Origin of the sequence: Streptomyces sp. CC53, assembly GCF_001865245.1 — a bacterium.
Classification (GTDB): Bacteria; Actinomycetota; Actinomycetes; order Streptomycetales; family Streptomycetaceae; genus Streptomyces.
The window spans coordinates 96,018-118,844 of record NZ_MKXB01000170.1 but is presented as its reverse complement, the minus strand read 5'-3'; the positions used below and the strand labels follow the sequence as shown (position 1 = coordinate 118,844).

18 protein-coding genes are annotated in these 22,827 nt (G+C 73.2%); 14 read left to right on the top strand and 4 right to left on the bottom strand.

Translation table 11 applies throughout. From position 1 onward, the window contains the following. Window positions 1–17 precede the first annotated feature (17 nt). Genes nuoE through nuoN form a run of 10 tightly spaced genes read left to right on the top strand, consistent with a single transcriptional unit; the run spans window position 18 to window position 13,012 of the window. Entirely contained in the window at window positions 18–758 is a 741-nt protein-coding gene (gene nuoE, locus BJP40_RS21265) for an NADH-quinone oxidoreductase subunit NuoE (protein ID WP_071281714.1), read from the top strand. Continuing rightward, entirely contained in the window at window positions 755–2,107 is a 1,353-nt protein-coding gene (gene nuoF, locus BJP40_RS21260; protein ID WP_107416826.1) for an NADH-quinone oxidoreductase subunit NuoF, read from the top strand. The genes nuoE and nuoF overlap by 4 nt, the downstream gene beginning before the upstream one ends. Then, window positions 2,104–4,653, top strand: coding sequence for an NADH-quinone oxidoreductase subunit G (locus BJP40_RS21255; RefSeq protein ID WP_071281693.1), 2,550 nt, complete (start codon window positions 2,104–2,106; stop codon window positions 4,651–4,653). The genes nuoF and BJP40_RS21255 overlap by 4 nt, the downstream gene beginning before the upstream one ends. Before the next feature lie 32 nt (window positions 4,654–4,685). Beyond that, window positions 4,686–6,014, top strand: coding sequence for an NADH-quinone oxidoreductase subunit NuoH (gene nuoH / locus BJP40_RS21250; protein WP_071281715.1), 1,329 nt, complete (start codon window positions 4,686–4,688; stop codon window positions 6,012–6,014). Continuing rightward, entirely contained in the window at window positions 6,007–6,621 is a 615-nt protein-coding gene (gene nuoI, locus BJP40_RS21245) for an NADH-quinone oxidoreductase subunit NuoI (RefSeq protein WP_236246347.1), read from the top strand. Before nuoH ends, nuoI begins: the two co-directional genes overlap by 8 nt. After that, window positions 6,618–7,493: an NADH-quinone oxidoreductase subunit J gene (locus tag BJP40_RS21240; RefSeq protein WP_071281692.1), complete on the top strand. Its 876-nt coding sequence runs from the start codon at window positions 6,618–6,620 to the stop codon at window positions 7,491–7,493. Before nuoI ends, BJP40_RS21240 begins: the two co-directional genes overlap by 4 nt. Next, window positions 7,490–7,789, top strand: coding sequence for an NADH-quinone oxidoreductase subunit NuoK (gene nuoK / locus BJP40_RS21235; RefSeq protein WP_071264787.1), 300 nt, complete (start codon window positions 7,490–7,492; stop codon window positions 7,787–7,789). The genes BJP40_RS21240 and nuoK overlap by 4 nt, the downstream gene beginning before the upstream one ends. Window positions 7,790–7,803: 14 nt before the next feature. Then, complete coding sequence (gene nuoL / locus BJP40_RS21230) at window positions 7,804–9,744, top strand: NADH-quinone oxidoreductase subunit L (RefSeq protein ID WP_071281691.1); 1,941 nt, start codon at window positions 7,804–7,806, stop codon at window positions 9,742–9,744. Window positions 9,745–9,749: 5 nt separating this feature from the next. After that, on the top strand, window positions 9,750–11,354 hold the full coding sequence (locus tag BJP40_RS21225) for an NADH-quinone oxidoreductase subunit M (RefSeq protein ID WP_071281713.1): 1,605 nt from the start codon (window positions 9,750–9,752) through the stop codon (window positions 11,352–11,354). Next, on the top strand, window positions 11,351–13,012 hold the full coding sequence (nuoN, locus tag BJP40_RS21220; RefSeq protein ID WP_071281690.1) for an NADH-quinone oxidoreductase subunit NuoN: 1,662 nt from the start codon (window positions 11,351–11,353) through the stop codon (window positions 13,010–13,012). The genes BJP40_RS21225 and nuoN overlap by 4 nt, the downstream gene beginning before the upstream one ends. Window positions 13,013–13,094: 82 nt before the next feature. On the opposite strand, the gene BJP40_RS21215 is transcribed toward nuoN, so the two are convergent. Further along, entirely contained in the window at window positions 13,095–13,688 is a 594-nt protein-coding gene (locus tag BJP40_RS21215) for a hypothetical protein (protein ID WP_071281689.1), read from the bottom strand. Between the two features lie 494 nt (window positions 13,689–14,182). On the opposite strand from BJP40_RS21215, the gene BJP40_RS21210 reads away from it, so the two are divergent. Together BJP40_RS21210 and BJP40_RS21205 are read left to right on the top strand one after the other, a co-directional pair. Beyond that, window positions 14,183–15,130 carry an AraC family transcriptional regulator gene (locus tag BJP40_RS21210; RefSeq protein ID WP_071281688.1) on the top strand — a complete coding sequence of 316 codons (948 nt, stop codon included), beginning with the start codon at window positions 14,183–14,185 and terminating at the stop codon, window positions 15,128–15,130. Between the two features lie 56 nt (window positions 15,131–15,186). Further along, window positions 15,187–15,990, top strand: a complete 804-nt coding sequence (locus BJP40_RS21205) for a carbohydrate-binding protein (RefSeq protein ID WP_071281687.1) — start codon at window positions 15,187–15,189, stop codon at window positions 15,988–15,990. Window positions 15,991–16,078: 88 nt separating this feature from the next. Here BJP40_RS21205 and fahA read toward each other — a convergent pair whose 3' ends face one another. Both fahA and BJP40_RS21195 read right to left on the bottom strand, forming a co-directional pair. Then, a complete protein-coding gene (gene fahA, locus BJP40_RS21200) occupies window positions 16,079–17,341 on the bottom strand; it encodes a fumarylacetoacetase (protein WP_071281686.1) in 1,263 nt (420 codons plus the stop codon). Between the two features lie 38 nt (window positions 17,342–17,379). Beyond that, window positions 17,380–19,455 (bottom strand): CocE/NonD family hydrolase, encoded by a 2,076-nt coding sequence (locus BJP40_RS21195; protein ID WP_071281685.1) that lies wholly within the window; start codon window positions 19,453–19,455, stop codon window positions 17,380–17,382. A gap of 251 nt (window positions 19,456–19,706) precedes the next feature. On the opposite strand from BJP40_RS21195, the gene BJP40_RS21190 reads away from it, so the two are divergent. Beyond that, window positions 19,707–20,717, top strand: a complete 1,011-nt coding sequence (locus BJP40_RS21190; protein ID WP_071264803.1) for a polyprenyl synthetase family protein — start codon at window positions 19,707–19,709, stop codon at window positions 20,715–20,717. A 557-nt stretch (window positions 20,718–21,274) separates the two neighbouring features. After that, a complete protein-coding gene (locus tag BJP40_RS21185) occupies window positions 21,275–22,525 on the top strand; it encodes an outer membrane lipoprotein carrier protein LolA (RefSeq protein ID WP_071264805.1) in 1,251 nt (416 codons plus the stop codon). Window positions 22,526–22,694: 169 nt separating this feature from the next. Here the strand turns inward: BJP40_RS21185 and BJP40_RS35780 are convergent. Next, a partial coding sequence (locus BJP40_RS35780; protein ID WP_226962889.1) for a proprotein convertase P-domain-containing protein occupies window positions 22,695–22,827 on the bottom strand: 133 nt, incomplete at its 5' end.

Here is a 22,827-nt window from a genome sequence, read left to right as displayed (position 1 = left end):
CTGCGACGAGCCTCGGCATGCCCGAGCTCCCCGCACCCGACTACCCCGCCGACGTACGCGCCCGGCTCGACGCGGACGCCAAGGAGATCGTCGCCCGCTACCCCGACTCCCGCTCCGCGCTCCTCCCGATGCTGCACCTCGTGCAGGCCGAGGAGGGCCACGTCACCCGCACCGGCATGCGCTGGTGCGCCGAGACGCTCGGCCTCACCACCGCCGAGGTCACCGCCGTCGCCACCTTCTACACCATGTACCGGCGCAAGCCGAGCGGCGACTACCAGGTCGGCGTCTGCACCAACACGCTGTGCGCGGTCATGGGCGGCGACGCCATCTTCGAGGAGCTGAAGCAGCACCTGGGCGTCGGCAACCAGGAGACGACCGAGGACGGCAAGGTCACCCTCGAACACATCGAGTGCAACGCGGCCTGCGACTTCGCACCCGTCGTGATGGTCAACTGGGAGTTCTTCGACAACCAGACGCCGGAGAGCGCCAGGAAGCTCGTCGACGACCTCCGCGCCGGCCGCCCCGTCGCCCCCACCCGCGGCGCGCCCCTGTGCACCTTCAAGGAGACCGCCCGCATCCTCGCCGGCTTCCCCGACCCGCGCCCCGACGCGGTCGAGGCCACCGGCGGCGCCGGCCCCGCCTCCCTCATCGGGCTGAAGCTCGCCAAGGGCGAGGCGCTCCCGCCCCGGGTCGTGCACCCGCGCGGCGAAGCCCGGCAGGACGCCACCCGGCACGACACGAACACCGAGGGGGAGTGATGACCTTGGCACCCGAGATCGGGGAGACCAGCCCCGAGAAGCTGCTCTCACCGGTTCTGTCCGCCTTCTGGGACCAGCCCGACTCCTGGACCCTGGACACCTACCGGCGGCACGACGGGTACGAGGGCCTGCGCAAGGCCCTCGCCATGACGCCCGACGACGTCATCGCGTACGTCAAGGACTCCGGCCTGCGCGGCCGCGGCGGCGCAGGCTTCCCCACCGGGATGAAGTGGCAGTTCATCCCCCAGGGCGACGGCAAGCCCCACTACCTCGTGGTCAACGCCGACGAGTCCGAACCCGGCACCTGCAAGGACATCCCCCTCCTCTTCGCCAACCCGCACGCCCTCATCGAGGGCATCGTCATCGCCTGCTACGCGATCCGCTCCAGCCACGCCTTCATCTACCTGCGCGGCGAGGTCGTCCCCGTGCTGCGGCGGCTGCACGAGGCGGTGCGCGAGGCGTACGAGGCGGGCTTCCTCGGCAAGGACGTGCTCGGCAGCGGCATGGACCTCGACGTCACGGTGCACGCGGGCGCGGGCGCGTACATCTGCGGCGAGGAGACCGCCCTGCTCGACTCGCTCGAAGGGCGCCGCGGCCAGCCCCGGCTCCGGCCCCCGTTCCCCGCGGTCGCCGGCCTCTACGCGTGCCCCACCGTCGTGAACAACGTCGAGTCCATCGCGTCGGTTCCCGCGATCCTGAACCGCGGCAAGGACTGGTTCCGCTCGATGGGCAGCGAGAAGTCCCCCGGCTTCACGCTGTACTCGCTCAGCGGCCACGTCGCCGGACCCGGCCAGTACGAGGCGCCGCTCGGCATCACGCTGCGGCAGCTGCTCGACATGAGCGGCGGCATGCGGCCCGGCCACCGCCTCAAGTTCTGGACCCCCGGCGGCTCGTCCACGCCCATGTTCACGGACGAGCACCTGGACGTCCCCCTCGACTACGAAGGCGTCGGCGCCGCCGGGTCCATGCTCGGCACCAAGGCGCTCCAGTGCTTCGACGAGACGACCTGCGTCGTCCGGGCCGTCACCCGCTGGACCGAGTTCTACGCCCACGAGTCCTGCGGCAAGTGCACCCCCTGCCGCGAGGGCACCTACTGGCTCGTGCAGCTGCTGCGCGACATCGAGGCCGGCAAGGGGCAGCTCGCCGACCTCGACAAGCTCGCCGACATCGCCGACAACATCAACGGCAAGTCCTTCTGCGCCCTCGGCGACGGCGCCGCCTCACCGATCTTCTCCTCCCTGAAGTACTTCCGCGGGGAGTACGAGGAGCACATCACCGGCAAGGGCTGCCCCTTCGACCCGGCCAAGTCGACCGCCTGGGCGGACAACCACGTGGAGGTGAACGCATGACCGTCACCACGTCCTCCACCGGTGGAGGCGCGGGCCCGGCGGTGCCGCCGGAAGACCTGGTCTCGCTGACCATCGACGGCATCGAACTCTCGGTCCCCAAGGGGACCCTGGTGATCCGCGCCGCCGAGCAGCTCGGCATCGAGATCCCCCGCTTCTGCGACCACCCTCTCCTCGACCCGGCCGGCGCCTGCCGCCAGTGCATCGTCGAGGTCGAGGGCCAGCGCAAGCCCATGGCCTCCTGCACGATCACCTGTACGGACGGGATGGTGGTCCGTACTCAGCTCACCTCCCAGGTCGCGGAGAAGGCCCAGGTCGGGGTGATGGAGCTGCTGCTCATCAACCACCCCCTGGACTGCCCCGTCTGCGACAAGGGCGGCGAGTGCCCCCTGCAGAACCAGGCCATGTCCCACGGGCAGGCCGAGTCCCGTTTCGAGGGCCGGAAGCGGACCTACGAGAAGCCGGTGCCGATCTCCACGCAGGTGCTGCTGGACCGCGAGCGGTGCGTGCTGTGCGCCCGCTGCACCCGCTTCTCCCAGCAGATCGCCGGCGACCCGATGATCGAACTCGTCGAACGGGGCGCCCTCCAGCAGGTCGGCACCGGCGAGGGCGACCCCTTCGTGTCGTACTTCTCCGGCAACACCATCCAGATCTGCCCGGTCGGCGCGCTCACCTCGGCGGCGTACCGGTTCCGCTCCCGCCCCTTCGACCTGGTCTCCACCCCCTCCGTGTGCGAGCACTGCGCCGGGGGCTGCGCCACCCGCACCGACCACCGGCGCGGCAAGGTCATGCGGCGGCTGGCCGCCGAGGACCCGGAGGTCAACGAGGAGTGGCTGTGCGACAAGGGACGCTTCGCGTTCCGCTACGCACAGCAGCGCGACCGGCTCACCACCCCCCTGGTGCGGGGCGCGGACGGCGCCCTGCAGCCCGCGTCCTGGCCGGAGGCCCTGGAAGCGGCGGCGCGGGGCCTCGTCCGTGGCCGCACCGGCGTGCTGACGGGCGGACGGCTCACCGTCGAGGACGCCTACGCGTACGCCAAGTTCGCCCGCGTGGCGCTGGACACCCACGACATCGACTTCCGCGCCCGCGTGCACAGCAGCGAGGAGGCCGACTTCCTCGCGGCCCGGGTCGCGGGCCGGGGCGTGGACCTGGACGGCACCAGTGTCACGTACCGCTCCCTGGAGCAGGCCCCCGCGGTGCTGCTCGCGGGCATCGAGGCCGAGGAGGAGGCGCCCGGCGTCTTCCTGCGGCTGCGCAAGGCGTGGCGCAAGCACGGCCTGCGGACCTACTCCGTGGCGCCGTACGCCACCAGGGGGCTGGCCAAGGCGGGCGGCACGCTCCTGCCGGCCGCGCCCGGCACGGAGACCGAGTGGCTCGACGCCCTCGCCTCCGGCACCTCGCTCGACGGCCCCGGGGCCGCCGCCGCGGAGGCCCTGCGCACCGAGGGCGCCGTCATCGTGGCCGGCGAGCGGCTCGCGGGCGTGCCCGGGGCGCTCACGGCCGCCGTGCGGCTCGCCTCCGCGACCGGCGCCCGGCTGGTGTGGATGCCGCGCCGGGCCGGCGAGCGCGCCGCGCTGTGGGCGGGCGCCGTCCCGTCACTGCTGCCCGGCGGACGGCCCGCCACCGACCCGCGGGCCCGCGAGGAGACAGCCGTCGCCTGGGGGCTGCGGGACCTGCCGCACCGCTACGGGCGGGACACCGGCCAGATCCTGGAGGCCGCCGCCACCGGTGAGCTGGGCGCGCTGCTGGTCGCGGGCGTGGACGTCGCCGACCTGCCCGACCCGCAGCGGGCGCGCCAGGCGCTCGACGCGGCGTTCGTGGTGTCGCTGGAGCTGCGGCCCGGCGAGGTCACCGAGCGGGCCGACGTGGTGCTGCCGGTGGCCGCGGTCGCCGAGAAGCCGGGCACGTTCCTCAACTGGGAGGGCCGGGTGCGGATGTTCGAGGCCGCGCTCAAGCCGGACCAGATGACCCGGCCGCTGCCGCCGACCGACGCGCGGGTGCTGCACATGCTGGCGGACGCCATGGACGTCCACTTCGGGCTGCCGGACCTGCCGTCCGTGCGGCGCGAGATGGACCGGCTCGGCGCGTGGGACGGCGCCCCCGCGGGCGACCCGTCCGAGGCGGCGCTGCCGCTGCCCCGCGCCGGCGAGGGCGAGGCGGTGCTGGCCGGCCACCGGATGCTGCTGGACCGGGGGCGGCTCCAGGAGGGCGACGAGGCCCTGGCCGGCACCCGGCACGCCGCGGTCGCCCGGCTGTCGCCGGTCACGGCGGCGGAGAGCGGCGTCGGGAACGGCGACCTGCTGGAGGTCGGCGGCCCGTCCGGGACCGTACGGCTGCCGCTCCAGGTGACGCCCGAACTTCCCGACCGGGTCGTGTGGCTGCCGCTGAACTCGGTCGGAGGCGGCGTCCTGTCCGACACCGGGGCGGTGCCGGGCCGGCTGGTCCGCATCGGTCCCGCCGCGGTCGACGCGGCCCCCGCGGCCGCACCGGCCCCGGTGGGGACACCCGACTCACCCGACCCGTCGAACCCGTCGGAGGTGCAAGCGTGAACCCGGCCCTCCTCGCGGCCGAGGACCTGTCGATGTTCGGCCGCGACCCCTGGTGGCTCGTGGTCGTCAAGGCGGTCTTCTGCTTCGCCTTCCTCATGGTCACGGTCCTGATCTCCATCGTGATGGAGCGCAAGGTCGTCGGCTGGATGCAGCGGCGCGTCGGGCCCAACCGGCACGGCCCGTGGGGCATGCTCCAGTCCCTCGCCGACGGCGTGAAGCTCATGCTGAAGGAGGACGTGGTCGTCAAGCGCGCGGACAAGGTGATCTACGTCCTCGCGCCCGTCCTGGCCGCGATCCCCGCCTTCATGGCCGTCGCCGTCATCCCCTTCGGGCCCGCCGGCAACGAGGTGTCCGTCTTCGGGGTCCGCACCACGATGCAGCTCACCGACCTGCCGGTGGCGATGCTGTACGTCCTGGCGATCGGCTCGCTCGGCGTGTACGGCTTCGTCCTCGGCGGCTGGTCCTCCGGGTCCACCTACCCGCTGCTCGGGGGCATCCGGTCGGCGGCGCAGGTCATCTCCTACGAGATCGCGATGGGTGTGGCCTTCGCGTCGGTGTTCCTCTACTCCGGTTCGATGTCGACGTCGGCCATCGTCGAGGCGCAGCAGGACCGCTGGTTCGCCGTGCTGCTACCGGTGTCGTTCCTCGTCTACATGGTCACGATGATCGGCGAGTCCAGCCGGGCGCCGTTCGACATGCCGGAGTCCGAGGGCGACCTCGTCGGCGGCTTCAACACCGAGTACAGCTCCATCAAGTTCGCGATGTTCATGCTGGCCGAGTACATCCACATGGTCACCGTGTCGATGATCGCGGTGACCCTGTTCCTGGGCGGCTGGCGGGCCCCGTACCCGGTCTCCGCGTTCTGGGAGGGCGCCAACCACGGCTGGTGGCCGCTGCTGTGGTTCGTGGGCAAGGTCGTCGCCTTCGTCTTCTGCTTCGTGTGGCTGCGCGGCACCCTGCCGCGGGTCCGCTACGACCAGCTGATGAAGCTGGGGTGGAAGGTCCTCATCCCCGTCTCCGTGGTGTGGCTGATGCTCGTCGCGACCGTCCGCGCGCTGCGCAACGAGAACGTCGCGTTCCAGCAGATCGTGCTGTACGTCGCCGGGGCGGTGCTGGCGGTGCTGCTGCTGTCCTTCGTCGCCGACATGTTCCGCGACCGGAGGGCCAAGGCCGAGGAGGAGGCCGCGGAGGCGGCGCAGGACGCCGGCTTCGACCCGATGGCCGGCGGGTTCCCGGTGCCCCCGCTGCCCGGGCAGACCCTGCCGCCGGTGCCGCGGCGCAGGCCCAGGGCCGACCGAGAGCTGATTGTCAGTGGCGGCCCCGATACTGCCAGTGACGGAAAGGAGACGGAGGGTGTCTGACTTCCAGAACCCGGTGGCCGGCTTCGGCGTGACCTTCAAGGCCATGTTCAAGAAGCGGCTGACCGAGCAGTACCCGGAGCAGCAGAAGACCACGGCGCCCCGTTTCCACGGCCGCCACCAGCTCAACCGGCATCCGGACGGGCTGGAGAAGTGCGTCGGCTGCGAACTGTGCGCCTGGGCCTGCCCCGCCGACGCCATCTACGTCGAGGGCGCCGACAACACCGACGAGGAGCGCTACTCGCCGGGCGAGCGGTACGGGCGCGTCTACCAGATCAACTACGCCCGCTGCATCTTCTGCGGACTGTGCATCGAGGCGTGCCCCACCCGCGCGCTGACCATGACCAACGAGTTCGAGCTCGCCGACAGCTCCCGGGCGAACCTCATCTACACCAAGGAGCAGCTCCTCGCCGGCCTTGAGGAGGGGATGGTCGACAGCCCGCACGCCATCCACCCGGGGATGACCGAGCAGGACTACTACCGGGGCCTGGTCACCGAGGCCGCGCCCGGCACGGTCCGTCAGCCGGTCTCCGACGAGGGCGCGCCGCAGGAGGCCGCGTCGGACTTCGGCCCGGGCGAACCCGCCTCGGAGAAGGTGGTCGAGGCATGACCGCGCAGACCCTGGCCGCCGCGTACACCACCTCGACCGGTGAGGCCGTGCAGTTCTGGCTGCTCGGCACGGTCGCCGTGATCGGCGCCCTGTGCACCATCCTGATGAGGAAGGCCGTGCACAGCGCGCTCTGCCTGGCCGGCACCATGATCATCCTCGCCGTGTTCTACCTGGCGAACGGCGCCTACTTCCTCGGCATCGTGCAGATCGTCGTCTACACCGGCGCCATCATGATGCTGTTCCTCTTCGTCGTGATGCTCGTCGGCGTCACCGCCGCGGACTCGCTGAAGGAGACCCTCAAGGGTCAGCGCTGGCTGGCGGCGCTGTGCGCCCTCGGTTTCGGGGCCCTCCTCGTCGCGGGCATCGGCAGCGCCTCCCTGGAGACCTTCAACGGGCTGGGCGCCGCCAACTCCGGCGGGAACGTGGAGGGCCTGGCGGCGCTCATCTTCACCAAGTACGTCTTCGCCTTCGAGATCACCGGTGCGCTGCTCATCACGGCCGCGGTCGGCGCCATGGTGCTGACCCACCGCGAGCGCACCGAGAAGGCCCGCACCCAGCGGGAGCTGGCCGAGCAGCGCGTACGGGAGGGGACGCAGCTCCCGCCGCTGCCCGCGCCCGGTGTGTACGCCCGGCACAACGCGGTCGACATCGCCGGCCTGCTGCCCGACGGCACCCCGTCCGAGCTCACCGTCAACCGCACGCTGCGGGCGCGCGGCCAGGTCCGCGACGTGTCCGCGCAGGCGCTGGACGACCTCAAGGCCCTGGAGCAGCGCTCCCAGGAGCGGCTCGGCCGGGAGCAGGAGGACGTGCGCGGGCTCGGAAGCGAGCGCGACCGGTCCGCCCGGCGGGACGGAGAGGAGGCGGCCAAGTGAATCCCGTCAACTACATCTATCTCGCCGCCCTGTTGTTCACCATCGGCGCCGCGGGCGTGCTGATCCGGCGCAACGCGATCGTCGTGTTCATGAGCGTCGAGCTGATGCTCAACGCCTGCAACCTCACCCTGGTCGCCTTCTCCCGCATGCACGGCAACCTCGACGGCCAGATCATCGCGTTCTTCACGATGGTCGTCGCCGCCGCGGAGGTCGTGGTCGGGCTGGCGATCATCGTGTCGCTGTTCCGCATCCGCCATTCGGCCTCGGTCGACGACGCCAGCCTGATGAAGCTGTAAGGGGTCGCTGCATCGTGGAGAACCTGATCGCGCTGCTCATCGCGGCGCCTCTGCTCGGAGCGGCCGTCCTGCTCTGCGGCGGCCGGCGGCTGGACCGGGCCGGACACTGGCTCGGCACGCTGCTCGCGGCCGCCTCCTTCGCCCTCGGCCTGGTGCTGTTCGCCGACATGCTGGGCCGGAGCGCCGACGAACGGACGCTGAGCCAGCGGCTGTTCACCTGGGTCCCGGTGGAGGGCTTCCAAGCGGACATCGCCTTCCAGCTCGACCAGCTGTCGATGACGTTCGTGCTGCTCATCACCGGTGTCGGCACGCTCATTCACGTGTACTCGATCGGGTACATGGAGCACGACGAGCGCCGCCGCCGCTTCTTCGGCTATCTGAACCTGTTCCTCGCGGCGATGCTGCTGCTGGTGCTCGCCGACAACTACCTGCTGCTGTACTTCGGCTGGGAGGGCGTCGGCCTCGCCTCGTACCTCCTCATCGGCTTCTGGCAGCACAAACCCACCGCGGCCACCGCCGCGAAGAAGGCGTTCCTGGTCAACCGGGTCGGCGACATCGGCCTGTCGATCGCGATCATGCTGATGTTCACCACCTTCGGCACCTTCGCCTTCGGTCCGGTGCTCGGCTCCGTCGGCGAGACGTCCGAGGGCACCCTCACGGCGATCGGGCTGATGCTGCTGCTCGCCGCGTGCGGCAAGTCCGCCCAGGTGCCGCTGCAGTCCTGGCTCGGGGACGCGATGGAGGGCCCCACACCGGTCTCCGCCCTCATCCACGCCGCCACCATGGTGACGGCCGGCGTCTACCTGATCACCCGCTCCGGGGCGATCTTCAACGCGGCCCCGGACGCCCAGCTGGCCGTGGTCGTGGTCGGCGCGGTCACGCTGCTCTTCGGTGCGATCGTCGGTTGCGCCAAGGACGACATCAAGAAGGCCCTCGCCGGGTCGACGATGTCCCAGATCGGGTACATGATCCTCGCCGCGGGCCTCGGCCCGATCGGCTACGTCTTCGCGATCATGCACCTGGTGACGCACGGCTTCTTCAAGGCCGGGCTGTTCCTCGGCGCGGGCTCCGTCATGCACGGCATGAACGACGAGGTCGACATGCGCAAGTACGGCGGCCTGCGGAAGTACATGCCCGTCACCTTCGTGACCTTCGGGCTCGGCTACCTCGCCATCATCGGGTTCCCCGGCCTGTCCGGCTTCTGGTCCAAGGACAAGATCATCGAGGCGGCCTTCGCGAAGGGCGGTGCCGAGGGCTGGATCCTCGGCGCGGTCACCCTGCTGGGCGCCGGCCTCACCGCGTACTACATGACCCGCGTGATGCTGATGACCTTCTTCGGCGAGAAGCGCTGGCAGCCCGCCCCCGACGCGGACGAGGTGCCCAGCGCGGAGCCCGCCGCGGAGGCGCAGCCCGGGCGGATGCCGCACCCGCACGAGTCGCCGAAGTCCATGACCGTCCCGATGATCCTGCTGGCCTTCGGGTCGGTCTTCGCCGGCGGCCTGTTCTCGCTCAACAACGCGTTCGTGAACTGGCTGACGCCCGTCACGGACTTCGAGCACGGCCACCCGCCGGTGAGCGCCGCCGTGATCACCACGTCCACCATCGTGGTGCTGCTCGTCGGCGCCGGCCTCGCCTACGCCCAGTACGGGCGGCGGCCCGTGCCGGTGGTCGCGCCGCGCGGCTCGCTGCTCACCAGGGCCGCCCGCCGCGACCTCTACCAGGACGACGTCAACCACGTGGTCCTGGTGCGCGGTGGCGAGCACCTCACCCGCTCGCTGGTCTACGTGGACCACACCCTCGTCGACGGCGTCGTCAACGGCACGGCGGCGTCGATGGGCGGACTGTCCAGCCGGATGCGCAGGTTGCAGAACGGCTTCGCCCGCTCCTATGCGGTCTCGATGTTCGGAGGTGCTGCGGTGCTGATCGCCGCGACCCTGCTCATGAGGGGGGTGTGACCGCGATGTCCTACCTTCTGACGGCGACGGCGGCCGTGCCCGCAGCCGGTGCGATCGTCACGGCCGCCGTGCCGGCGGCCCGACGCACCGCGGCCAAGTGGGTGGCGCTCGTCTTCTCCCTCGCCACGCTCGCGCTCGCCGCGACCGTGTTCGCCCGCTTCGACCCGGGCGGCGCCCGCTACCAGCTCACCGAGTCCCACGCCTGGATCCCGGACTTCGGAGTGCGGTACGAACTGGGCGTCGACGGCATCGGCGTGGCGCTCGTCGCGCTCACCGCCGTCCTCATCCCCTTCGTCATCCTCGCGGGCTGGCACGACGCCGACGCCCCGGCCGCGTCCGACGGCGGCTCCGCCGCGGACCAGTCGAAGAGGTGGCGGCCCACCCAGGGGTTCTTCGCGCTGATCCTCATGGTCGAGGCGATGGTGATCCTCTCCTTCGAGGCCACCGACGTCTTCCTCTTCTACATCGTCTTCGAGGCCATGCTCATCCCGATGTACTTCCTCATCGGGGGGTTCGGGGACCGGGCGCACGCCGGGACCGAGGAGCACGCCGCCGCCCAGCGGTCCTACGCGGCGGTGAAGTTCCTCCTCTACAACCTGGTCGGCGGACTCATCATGCTGGCCGCCGTCATCGGACTGTACGTCGTCGCCGGCAACTTCTCCCTCACCGAGATCGCCGCCGCCCGCGCGAGCGGCGAGCTGGAGATGGCCACGAACACCGAACGGCTGCTGTTCCTCGGCTTCTTCTTCGCCTTCGCGGTGAAGGCGCCGCTGTGGCCGCTGCACACCTGGCTGCCCAACGCGATGGGCGAATCCACGGCCCCGGTCGCCGTCCTCATCACGGCCGTGGTCGACAAGGTCGGCACGTTCGCGATGCTCCGCTTCTGCCTCGGGCTGTTCCCGGAGGCGTCGAAGTGGGCGACCCCCGTGATCCTGGTCCTCGCACTGGTCAGCATCGTCTACGGGGCGCTGCTCGCGGTCGGCCAGCGGGACATCAAGCGGCTGATCGCGTACGCGTCGATCTCCCACTTCGGCTTCATCATCCTCGGCATCTTCGCGATGACCAGCCAGGGCCAGAGCGGCGCCACCCTCTACATGGTGAACCACGGGCTCTCCACGGCCGCCCTGATGCTGGTCGCCGGGTTCCTCATCTCGCGGCGCGGGTCGCGGCTCATCGCCGACTACGGCGGTGTGCAGAAGGTCGCCCCGGTGCTGGCGGGCACCTTCCTCGTGGGCGGTCTCGCCACGCTGTCGCTGCCGGGGCTCGCCCCGTTCGTCAGCGAGTTCCTGGTGCTGGTCGGCACGTTCGCCCGGTACCCGGCGGCCGGTGTCGTCGCCACCCTGGGCATCGTGCTGGCCGCGCTGTACACGCTGGTCCTGTACCAGCGGACCATGACGGGGCCCGTCAAGGACGAGGTGCGGGCCATGCCCGACCTGCGCGCCCGTGAACTGGCCGTGGCCGCACCGCTGATCGCGCTGCTGCTGTTCCTCGGTGTGTTCCCGAAGCCGGTGACCGACGTGGTCAACCCGGCGGTGCGCCACACCATGTCCGACGTCGACCAGAAGGACCCCGCACCCGAGGTCCGGCCCCAGGTGGAGGCGGCGAAGTGAGCACAACGGACTTCCACAGCCTGTGGACAGCGGCGGCCGGGCCGGTCGCGGAGCCGCTCGGCGCCATCCAGGCGCCGAAGATCGAATACGCACAGCTGGCACCGATCCTCATCGTGGTCGGCGCGGCCGTGCTCGGCATCCTCGTCGAGGCCGTGGTCCCGCGCCGCGCCCGCTACCACAGCCAGCTGTTCCTGAGCGTGGCGGCGCTGGCCGCCGCGTTCGCCGCCGTCGTCGGCCTCGCCGTCGCCGGGTACGGCACCACCAAGGCCGGGATCTCCGCGATGGGCGCCATCGCCGTCGACGGGCCCGCGCTGTTCCTCCAGGGCACGATCCTGCTGGTCGCGCTGGTGTCGGTGTTCACGTTCGCCGAGCGGCGGCTCGACCCGGCCAGGCACGGCCACAAGGTCGACTCCTTCGCGGCCGAGGCCGCGGCCGTGCCCGGCAGCGACCATGAGAAGGCCGCCGTCAAGGCCGGGTTCACCACCACCGAGGTGTTCCCGCTGGCGCTGTTCGCCGTCACCGGCATGCTGGCCTTCCCGGCGGCCAACGACCTGCTGACGCTGTTCATCGCGCTGGAGGTCCTGTCCCTGCCGCTGTACCTGCTGTGTGCGCTGGCCCGCCGCAAGCGGCTGGTGTCGCAGGAGGCCGCCGTCAAGTACTTCCTGCTCGGCGCCTTCGCCTCCGCGTTCTTCCTCTTCGGCATCGCCCTGCTGTACGGGTACGCGGGCTCCGTGTCGTACGCGCGGATCGCGGACGTCGTGGACGGGGCCGTCGGCACCGTCGACCCGGCGCTCGCCGCCACCATGGGCAGCGACGTGCTGCTGCTCATCGGCTTCGCCCTGGTGCTGATGGGCCTGCTGTTCAAGGTCGGCGCCGTGCCGTTCCACATGTGGACCCCGGACGTCTACCAGGGCGCGCCCACCCCGGTCACCGGCTTCATGGCCGCGGCCACGAAGGTCGCCGCGTTCGGCGCGATGCTGCGGCTGCTGTACGTGGTGCTGCCGGGGCTCCGCTGGGACTGGCGGCCCGTCATGTGGGGCGTCGCCATCGTCACCATGCTGGCCGGTGCGATCGTGGCCATCACGCAGACCGACATCAAGCGGCTGCTGGCCTACTCGTCGATCGCCCACGGCGGGTTCATCCTGGCGGGCGTCATCGCGGCCACCCCGTCCGGCATCTCCTCCGTGCTGTTCTACCTGGCCGCCTACTCCTTCGTCACGATCGGCGCGTTCGCCGTCGTCACGCTGGTGCGGGACGCCGGCGGGGAGGCCACGCACCTGTCGAAGTGGGCCGGGCTCGGGCGGCGCTCACCGCTGGTGGCGGCCGTGTTCGCGGTGTTCCTGCTGGCCTTCGCCGGGATCCCGCTGACGTCCGGGTTCTCCGGCAAGTTCGCCGTGTTCAAGGCGGCGGCCGAGGGCGGCGCCGGGGCCCTGGTGGTGGTCGGCGTGGTCGCCTCCGCGATCGCGGCGTTCTTCTACATCCGGGTCATCGTGCTGATGTTCTTCAGCGAACCGCACCCGGAGGGCCCGACCGTGGCCGTGCCGTCGCCGCTGACGATGACGGCGATCGGCGTCGGCGTCGCGGTCACCCTGGTGCTCGGCCTCGCACCGCAGTACTTCCTGGAGCTGGCCTCGCAGGCGGGCGTGTTCGTCCGGTAGCGCGGCGGCGGGTCGCACACAGCGGTCGGGCGGGGCGCGGTGGCGTGCCCCGCCCGACCGCTGTGTGCTGCCTCGCGGGCGGTCAGTCCGCGGGGCAGGACACGTGCGGGTTCCACTCGTGGAACATCCCCTTGGGGTTGGGCTTGTAGATCCACACGTGCAGGTCGTAGTGGGCGGCGACGCCCTCCTCGACGCCGGGCGACGGACCGAGGAAGGGCTGTCCGAACATGGCGGGCCGGTCGTCGTCCGTGCTCAGGTCCTGGTCGGCGTCTTCGACGAACCACTCGATCCCCACCAGCCGCAGCGTGCCGCCCGGCCCCGGCTCGTACATGAGGGCGGAGGGGTGCGCCGGGTCGGTGGTGTTGTTGTAGGCCGTGTTGACGTAGTGGTACCCCATGCCGCCCTCGCCCTCCCGCTCGATGCAGCCGCGCATCGGCCGGTAGCCGTCCTGGAGGGCCCGTTCGACGGAGTGGTACTTGAGCGTCGCCTGGTACGCGGTGACGAGGTCGGCGTGCGCGGACCCGCTGCCGTCGGCGGACGCGGTCCCTCCGGCGGACGAGGCGGACGCGGACTCCTCGGCGGACGCGGACGCGGCGGGTGCCGCCGGTCCTGCCAGGAGGGTCAACGAGGCGAGAGCGGTGACCGCGGCAGCGGATATGGGCCCCTTCGGGTGCATGCGGTGCTCCTTGCGACAGTGCGTGCGTGCCACCCGTCGACCGGGCGGTCCCGGGCGGCGGACCGTGCCGCCGCCGGGCCCTGCCGGACGCCGCCGGTGTGCCGGACGCGGACTCGGCCGGTCCGCACCGAGCCCGGTGTCCCCGGGGGCCGGTCGCCCGGACGGGTCCGGTCACTCGGCGGCTCAAGCCGGGCGGCCCTGCCGTGCAGGCGCCCCGACGTGGTCCGGGCGGCTCCGGTCGGTACGGGTGCGTCCGTCGGTACGGGTCCGTCCGGTCGTGAACGGGCGGCTCTGGTCGTACGGGCGGGTCCGGTCTCCGTCCGGACGAAGCCGGGCCCGGGCGGTTCCCTGCCCCGCCCCCAGCAGCATGTGCCGCCCGGCGCACCGCCGCACCCGGAGGGGGGCCGTCGGGCGGAACGTGCCCTGTCCCGGCAGGTCGCCCCGTGGCATGGTGGCCGGAGGTGATTGGTCTGGACCTGTAGGGGGTGGCGGGGATGCGACGCGGTCGGATCGCCGGGGACGCGGTGCTGCCGACGCACCGACTGGAAGTGCCCCGGCCGCAGGACCTCCCCTTCGCCGTCGGCACCTTCGACACCATCGGCCCCCTGTCCCGCGCCGCCTTCCCGCACCGGCACACCTTCTACGAGATCGTCCACGTCACCTCGGGCCGCGGCGTCCACGTCGTCGACCTCGCCCGCCAGGAGCTGCGCCCGCCGCACCTCGGGGTCGTCGCCCCGGGGCAGGTCCACCACTGGGAGGGCGCAGCCGGCCTGGACGGGTCCGTCATCCTCTTCACCGAGGACTTCCTGCTCGACCACCCCGGCGACCGCGAGCTGCTGCGCAGGCTGAGCGAGCGGCCGTGGCTCCGCCTCGACGGGGCCGCGCGCCCCGCCGTCGCCCGGCTCGTCCACGACCTCCACGACGAGTACCGCGGTGGCGCCGAGGGCTTCGCGTCCGTCCTGCGCGCCCTCCTCCACGTCCTCGTCGTCCGGGCGGCCAGACTTTCCGCGCCCTTGGCCGGCCCCGGTTCCGCGGAGGGCCCCGCCGCGCCCGCCCGGCCCGGCCGCGTCGTCGAGGAGTTCGGGCGGCTCGTCGCCCGTGGGCAGGCCGAGTCGTGGTCGGTGCGCGCCTGCGCCGACAGGATCGGCGTCACCCCGGGGTACCTCGCCGAAGCCGTCAAGGCCGCGACCGGCCGCACCCCCGGGCAGCTCGTCCGCGACGCCCGCACCCGGGAGGCGAAACGCCTGCTGGCGAAGACCGACCTGACGGTCCGGCAGGTCGCCGGACGGGTCGGCTTCGACGACCCCTCGTACTTCTGCCGCTTCTTCCGGCGCGAGACCGGGCTGAGCCCCGGGGACTTCCGGCGGGGCGCACAGGGCGGCCGGGATAAACACCACGACCACCGCATCCCGTCCCTCGCCCCGCCCGGAGGCCCCCCATAGGTTCGGTGGTGCTCCGCCCCGTCCCGCAGACCTCTTCGCCACGAGGAGCCACCGGCATGGACCACCACCCCCGGAACCCCAGCCGCAAGGCCGTGTTACGCGCCGCGCTCGCCGCCGGCGTCGCGACCCCCGCCGCGCTCATGGGCGTCCCCGCCCTCGCCCGCACCGCCACCGCCGAGACGCCCCCGGCGCTCACCCCGCAGTGCGACGACGGCGACGACCCCACGCCCCCGCAGATGGAGGGCCCCTACTTCAAGCCGGACTCCCCGCGCCGCACCTCGCTCCTGGAGCCCGGAGGCCAGGGCGTCCGGCTCGACGTACAGGGATACGTCTTCGGGCTGGCCTGCCGGCCCGTGGGCGGCGTCCTCCTGGACTTCTGGCAGGCCGACGCGAACGGCGCGTACGACAACACCGGCTTCCGCTACCGGGGCCACCAGTTCACCGACGAGCGGGGCGCGTTCCGGCTGACCACCATCGTCCCGGGCCTCTACCCCGGGCGCACCCGCCACCTCCACGTCAAGGTGCAGGCCCCCGGCCGGCCCGTCCTCACCACCCAGCTGTACTTCCCGGGCGAGCCGCGCAACCACACCGACGCGCTGTTCGACCCGCGGCTGCTGATGACCGTGCAGAGCGCGGGCGGCGCCAGGACCGCCACGTTCGACTTCGTCCTGGCCGTACCGCAGGACCCGGGGCCCTCGCCCACGCCCACCCCCACCGGCGGCACATGGGCCGCGGGGACGGCGTACCGCGCGGGCGACCGCGTCACGTACGGCGGGCGCGGCTACACCTGCCTGCAGGGCCACACCGCGCAGCCCGGGTGGGAGCCGCCGAACGCGCCCGCCCTGTGGCGGACTGACTGACCACCCAGGGGCGCGGCCCGGCTGTGGGAGCCGCGCGGGCCCGGCACCCCGTGAGCCGGGGGTGCCGGGCCCCCCGCCCGGCCGCGGATCAGACCGCGGGGGCGATCCGGCCGGTGACCTCGCCGAGGCCGACCCGCACGCCGTCGGGGCCAGGCGCCCACGCCGTGAGCGTGACCTCGTCGCCGTCCTCCAGGAACGTCCGCTTGCCGCCGGTCAGTTCCAGGGCGTCCCGGCCGTTCCACGTCAGCTCCAGCAGCGAGCCCCGCTGGTGCACCTCGGGCCCGCTGACCGTGCCCGAGCCGTACAGGTCGCCGGTGCGCAGCGACGCGCCGTTCACCGTCATGTGCGCGAGCTGCTGGGCCGCCGTCCAGTACATGGTGGAGAACGGCGGCTCGGCCACGACCTCGCCGTTGATCCGCACCGTGATGTGCAGCTCGAAGCCGCCCGGCTCGTCCTCGTCCGAGTCGTCGAGGTACGGCAGCAGCGGGAAGTCCCGGGCGGGCGGCGCCACCCGCGCCGCGTCCAGCGCCTCCAGCGGCGTCACCCAGGCCGCCACCGACGTGGCGAACGACTTGCCCAGGAAGGGACCCAGTGGCACGTACTCCCACGCCTGGACGTCCCGCGCCGACCAGTCGTTGAGGAGCGTCAGCCCGAAGACGTGGTCGCGGAAGCCGCCCAGCGGCACCGGGCGACCCAGCTCGGACGGGGTGCCGACGACGAAGCCGACCTCCGCCTCGATGTCCAGCTTCGTCGACGGGCCGAAGACCGGCGCCGCGTCCTGCGGAGCCTTGCGCTGGCCCGAGGGCCGCACGACGTCCGTGCCGGACACCACCACGGTGCCGGAGCGGCCGTGGTAGCCGATCGGCAGGTGCTTCCAGTTCGGCGTCAGCGGCTCGCCGTCGGGGCGGAACATCCGGCCCACGTTCGACGCGTGGTGCTCGCTCGCGTAGAAGTCGACGTAGTCCGCCACCTCGTACGGCAGGTGGAGGGCGACCGCGCCGGGGCCGTCCAGCGGGTGCAGCAGCGGTTCCACGGCGGCGCGGTGCGCGGGGGAGGTCACCCATGCGGTGAGGGCCCGGCGCACGTCGCGCCACGCGGTGCGGCCGGCCGCCATCAGCGGGTTGAGGCTGGGCTGCGCCAGCAGGTCCGCGTAGGGGGAGCCGAGCGCGTGCGCGGCGGCGCCCGCGTCCAGCACATGGCCGCCGATCCGGACGCCGACGCGGCGGCGCGCGGGTTCGTCCGCCGTCGAGAACACGCCGTACGGGAGGTTGTGCGGGCCGAAGGGGTCGCCCTCGGCGAGGTCGAGCGGGCTACGCGGCCTCTGTTCGGACCGCTCGGACTGCTCGGGCATCGGTGCTTGCCTCGCTTTCCACGTGTGTGGGGGACACGTTACGGCCGGGGCAGGTGCTTCTCCCAGGTGCGGTGGAGGAGGACCTCGTCACCTCCGTCCGCGCCCTCACCGACGGTGCCGGTGCAGACCAGCTCGGTGCGCACGAGCAGCCCGTCGGTGTCGTACCCCGCCTCGGCGCGCACCTCCACGGCGGCGTGCCACGGCGGGTCGAGGTCCGGGCGGTGCCAGCGCATGTGCCACTCGGCGCGCATCCGCGCGGAGAGCGGCCCGGCGCCCTCGTCGATCTCGTACGTCTCCACGGCCCGCTCGGTGAGCTCCAGACCGTCCGGGTAGGCGCGGACGCTGCCGTGCTCGCCGCTGCACGCGTCGGCCTCCAGGCGCCACACGCCCCGGGCGACGTCCCGTACGACGAGGAGCGGCGGCCGGTCCCCGTCGGGCGCGCCGAGCATGGCGGGGACGCCGACGCCCAGCGGCGGGGCCTGCTCCGGCCCGGGGAACCCGACGGTGGCGTCGTGCGGCGCCGGTGCGCGGACGGGCAGGAGCAGCGAGCAGCCCGCCGGGTCGAGGGTGAAGCCGCCGGGCGGGGTGCCTCCGGGGTCGCCGGATGGGGCGGCGGCGCGCGTGCCGTGGGCGCCGGCGGCGGGGCCCCGGGCGCGGGTGTCGCCGGGCGCCGGGGCTCCGGGGGCGGGCAGCGGCCACACCCACGGCCAGTACGCGGACGAGACGGCGACACGGATCCGGTGGCCCGGCGGGAACGCGTGGCCGCTGGCCCCGCACCGGACGGCGTGCGTGCCGGAGGCGCCCGTGGCGGTGCCCCGGGCGACGAGCACGGAGGTCCCGTCCGGGGCGACGTCGCACAGGCGGACCGTGATCCGGGCGGCGGGCCCGTCCGCCCGGACCGCGAGGCGGACCACGGGGTGGCCCAGCACTTCCACGGGCGGCCCCCCGGACGGTACGGCGACGTCGAAGCAGGCCGACAGGGCGTCCTCCGCACGCTGGTCCGGCGGCAGGTCGGCGTCCCCGCCGGAGGGCGCGAAACGCCCGGCGTCCAGACCGGTGTGCAGCGGCGAGCGCACCGGCGCGGGCCCGCCTTGGAGGGCGTACGTGACGGGGGTGACGTGCGGGGGCGGCCAGGTGTCGTCGCCGCGCCAGCCGCGGGTCCAGGAGCGCAGCAGCGGCTCGTCCATGACGCCGGTGCGCAGGCCCTTCAGATGGTGGTCCCACCAGCGCAGCGTCTCCTGGAGGAAGCCGATCGCCGGGCCCGGCGGCTCGCCCCGGTCGGGGTAGCGGCACGGCCACGGGCCGAGGACGCCCCGGACGAGGTGGCGCGGCAGGCGCTCCAGCAGGCGCAGCACGGTGTCCCGGCGCGGGTCGTGCCAGCCGGCCACCGCCAGGACCGGGACGCGCACGGCGTCGTACGCGAGGGGCGTCCCGGCGTCCTCGGGTCCCGCCGGGTCTCCCGCGTCCAGCGCGGCCAGCCGCCGGGCCCACAGGTCGGGCCACGCGTCCCCGGCGTAACGCGGGTCCGGGGGCGCGGCGGCAGCGGCGAGCGCGGCGGCCCCGGCGGTGAGGGGCGGGGCGAAGCCGCCGCTGCCCCGGTCGTGGGCGACACGCCCGCCACCGCCGCCGGGACCGTCGGCCCCGCCGTACGCGTCGTGCCCGTCGTGCGCGCCGACGGCGACCACGGCCGCGAGCGCCGGTGCGGCCTCGGCGGACAGGGCGGCCGCCCGCAGGGCCGTGTCGCCCCCCGGGCCCAGGCCGGTCATGCCGATCCGGCCGGTGCACCACGGCTGAGCGCCGAGCCACGCCACGACCGCGGCCGCATCCCCCGCGTCCGTACGCCTGTGCGGCAGCCCCTGGCTGTTGCCGCGGCCGCGCGGGTCGACCCGGACCGACGCGTAGCCGTGACCCGCGTACCAGGGGTGGCGCTGGGCGTCGCGGGGCGCGGTGCCGTCGGTGAGCCGCCCCGGGTCGTACTCCAGCAGCGCGGGGACCGGCTCGTCCGTCAGCGGCCGCCAGATCCGTGCGTACAGCAGGGTGCCGTCGGGCAGCGGGACCCGGACGTCCGTGCGGTCCGCCGGGTACGGGAAGGAGGAGCGGACGCGGGGGCGCATGAGCGGAGCCTCCTGTTCCGTACGGGCGCGCGGGGGACGGTCCGGGGGCCGGCCGGGGCACGCGCGACGGTACGCTTAAAAGCGGTTATTTCATCCGGAAACGCTGATCACGAACATACCGGGGGTGGCGGGAAGGTGCCCACGGCGATCCAAACGGGACCGGATACGCTGACGTGAGTGAATCCAGCGACACATCGACAATCCGTGTGAACGGTGAGCGTCGTGATCGTCAGCAGACAGGAGACCTCCTCGTGACCGCAGTCGGGCCGTTCGGGCTGAGCGTGCGGGACCAGGCTCTCGAAGCCGATGTCCAGACCGGATTGGCGGCGGTCGAGGCCGGGCTCCTCGATGCCACCAAGAGCGACGTGCCGTTCATCACGGAGGCGGCCCAGCACCTGGTGCTGGCGGGAGGCAAGCGGTTCCGGCCCCTGCTGGTGATGCTCGCCGCGCAGTTCGGCGACCCGCACGCGCCCGGTGTCGTCCCCTCCGCCGTCGTGGTCGAGCTGACGCACCTGGCGACGCTGTACCACGACGACGTCATGGACGAGGCGGTCGTGCGGCGCGGGGTGGACAGCGCGAACGCACGCTGGGGCAACTCCGTCGCCGTCCTCACGGGTGACTTCCTCTTCGCCCGCGCCTCACACATCCTGGCGGATCTCGGCCCCGAGGCGGTGCGCATCCAGGCGGAGGCGTTCGAGCGGCTGGTCACCGGCCAGATCCTGGAGACGGCGGGGCCGCGTGAGGGCGACGACCCGGTCGCGCACTACCTCGACGTCATCGCGGGCAAGACCGGCTCGCTGATCGCCGTCTCCGGACGGTTCGGCTCGATGATGGCGGGCGCGGACGAGCGGGTCGTGGAGGTCCTGACGCAGTACGGCGAGCGGCTCGGCGTGGCCTTCCAGCTCGCGGACGACGTGCTGGACATCGCCTCCGACTCCCACGAGTCGGGCAAGACGCCCGGCACCGACCTGCGCGAGGGCATCGCCACGCTCCCGGTCCTGCACCTGCGGGCCGAGGCGGAGCGCCACCGGCGGCCCGAGGACCTGGAGCTGGTGGAGCTCCTGGACGGCGACCTGACGGACGACGCGCGGCACGCCGAGGCACTGCGGCGGCTGCGCGCCCACCCGGCGCTGGAGCGCGCCCGCAAGGACACGGTGCGGTACGCCCAGGAGGCCCGGGCGATGCTGGCCCCGCTCCAGGAGTGCTACGCGCGGGCCGCGCTGGAGGAGCTCTGCGACCTGGTGGTCCACCGGGCGGGCTGAGCACGGGGCCGTGCCGGGGGCGCCGCGGGAGTGGTCGGGGCCGGCGCGTGGACGACGCGGGTGCGGGCACGAGGCTTGCGCGAGCGGCCCAGGGGCGGGGACCGGGTGCGCTGCCCGCGGGGGGCGGTTCCCGGTGCGTGGTTCGTGGGGGTGGTTCGGGGGCGCGGTTCGTGTGGGTGCCCCGGGGCGCGTGGTCCGGCGGTGGGCTGCCCGGCGCGCTTCCGTTGCCTGGTACCTGGTGCGGTGGTGCTGCGGAGTGGGGCTGCTGAGGTGCGGCTGGTGAGGTGGACGCGGTGAGGCACCTGAAGCGGTGCGGCGGGTTGCCGAGGTGGTCCGCCGGGGAGCGGCGGTCCGCGGAGGTGGTGCCGCCGGGGTGCGGCGCGGGTCCGCGGGAGTACCGGCACCGAGATGCGGCGGGCGGGTCCGCCGGGACGGCATGGGGGAGACCCTGAGAGGGCGTCATCCCTGAGAGGTATGCCGAGTTGATCCCGTGGACTGACGCTTTCGGGGGTGTGGCTTTGGTCAGATGGACACACCACACCACGGAGGTAGCCCACATGGAACCGAACGACAGCGCCCGCACTGCGACCCCGGCCGTCCCGGCCGCCCGCAGGAGGATGGCGCGGTACGCGGTCCCGGTCGCGGTGGCGGGGGTCGCGGCGGCGACCATCGGGCTCGTCCCCGCGCTGGCCGCGGCCGGCGACCCCGACCTGCCGGAGATCACGGCACAGGAGCTCATCGAGAAGATCGCCGCGTCCGACGTCGAGCAGATGTCCGGGACGCTGAAGGTCAGCACGGACCTGGGCCTGCCCTCGTTCGCCGGCCTCGGCGACCTGCTGGGCGAGGCCGGTGCCGGGGAGGCGAAGGAGGCGGAGGCCAAGCTGCTGGAGCTCGCGTCGGGCACCCACACCCTGCGCGTCGCGGCGGACGGACCGGACCGGCAGCGGCTCACGATCCGGGAGGGCGACGACGAGTACACGGTCGTCCACCGCGACGGCGAGGTCTGGACGTACGACAGCGAGGCCAACGAGGTCCTGCACGCGAAGGACGACGCCTACCGGAGCGGCGGCGCCGACGAGACGCACGAACCGCAGGTCACCCCGAAGGAGCTGGCGACCGAGGCGCTGAAGGCCGTCGACGGCACCACGTCGGTCACCGTGGGCGGCACGGCCCGGATCGCGGGACGGGACGCCTACCAGCTCGTCATCAAGCCGAAGCAGAGCGGCTCCACGATCGGTGCGATCAAGGTCGCGGTGGACGCGCGGAACGGTGTCCCGCTGAAGTTCACGCTCACGCCGAGCACCGGCGGCAAGGCCGCGGTCGACGCGGGGTTCACCCAGGTCGACTTCGCCAAGCCCGCCGCGGACACCTTCGCCTTCACCCCGCCCAAGGGCGCGAAGGTGACGGAGCTCGACGAGGAATCCCTGCACGCCGACGGCGCGGACGGCGAGCCCGGCGGCCCGGCAGGAAAGGAACTGGAGGAGTTCCGCAAGGGCCTCGGCAAGGACTTGGGCGGCCTGGAGTCCGCCGAGGACTTCCCCGGTCCGAACGTGATCGGCGAGGGCTGGACCACGGTCCTGGAACTTGCCGGCCCCGCGGCGCCGTCGGGCGCGGGCGGGGAGGGGCTTCCGGCGGAGGCCGACAAGCTCCTCGGCGCCCTGGGCGACCAGGTGACCGGGAAGTTCGGTTCCGGCACCGTCTTCAAGACCCGCTTGGTCAACGCCCTGCTGACGGACGACGGCAAGGTGTACGTCGGCGCCGTGACCGAGAAGGCACTGCTGGACGCCGCGAACCAGGCCGCCCGGTAGGCACCCGGCGCGCGTCGGTGATCCGGCGCACGACGCCGTGGACGCCTCCCGGGCGCGCGGCGGCCCCCCTCCGGGCCGTCGCGCACCGGGCCCCGGGAGTCGCGGGGCCCGAAGGCCGCGGGGGCCGCACCGGTGCCCGGTGCGGCCCCCGCGACGTGCACGCCGTCCGTCAGAAGGTCAGCTTGAAGCTGTTGATGTACCCGGTGTCGTAGCGGGCCGTGTCCTGCACCCGCAGCTGCCAGGTGCCGTTGGCGGTCTCGGCGGAGGCGTTCACGGTGTACGTCTCGCGGACGTTGTCGGCC

Coding starts and splice junctions, on each gene's coding strand:
- BJP40_RS21215 (WP_071281689.1), bottom strand. CDS start 13,688: ATGCACCCGAAGGGGCCCATATCCGCTGCCGCGGTCACCGCTCTCGCC.
- BJP40_RS21255 (WP_071281693.1), top strand. CDS start 2,104: ATGACCGTCACCACGTCCTCCACCGGTGGAGGCGCGGGCCCGGCGGTG.
- BJP40_RS21210 (WP_071281688.1), top strand. CDS start 14,183: ATGCGACGCGGTCGGATCGCCGGGGACGCGGTGCTGCCGACGCACCGA.
- BJP40_RS21195 (WP_071281685.1), bottom strand. CDS start 19,455: ATGCGCCCCCGCGTCCGCTCCTCCTTCCCGTACCCGGCGGACCGCACG.
- BJP40_RS21240 (WP_071281692.1), top strand. CDS start 6,618: ATGACCGCGCAGACCCTGGCCGCCGCGTACACCACCTCGACCGGTGAG.
- BJP40_RS21185 (WP_071264805.1), top strand. CDS start 21,275: ATGGAACCGAACGACAGCGCCCGCACTGCGACCCCGGCCGTCCCGGCC.
- BJP40_RS21225 (WP_071281713.1), top strand. CDS start 9,750: ATGTCCTACCTTCTGACGGCGACGGCGGCCGTGCCCGCAGCCGGTGCG.
- fahA (WP_071281686.1), bottom strand. CDS start 17,341: ATGCCCGAGCAGTCCGAGCGGTCCGAACAGAGGCCGCGTAGCCCGCTC.
- nuoE (WP_071281714.1), top strand. CDS start 18: ATGCCCGAGCTCCCCGCACCCGACTACCCCGCCGACGTACGCGCCCGG.
- nuoH (WP_071281715.1), top strand. CDS start 4,686: ATGTTCGGCCGCGACCCCTGGTGGCTCGTGGTCGTCAAGGCGGTCTTC.
- BJP40_RS21205 (WP_071281687.1), top strand. CDS start 15,187: ATGGACCACCACCCCCGGAACCCCAGCCGCAAGGCCGTGTTACGCGCC.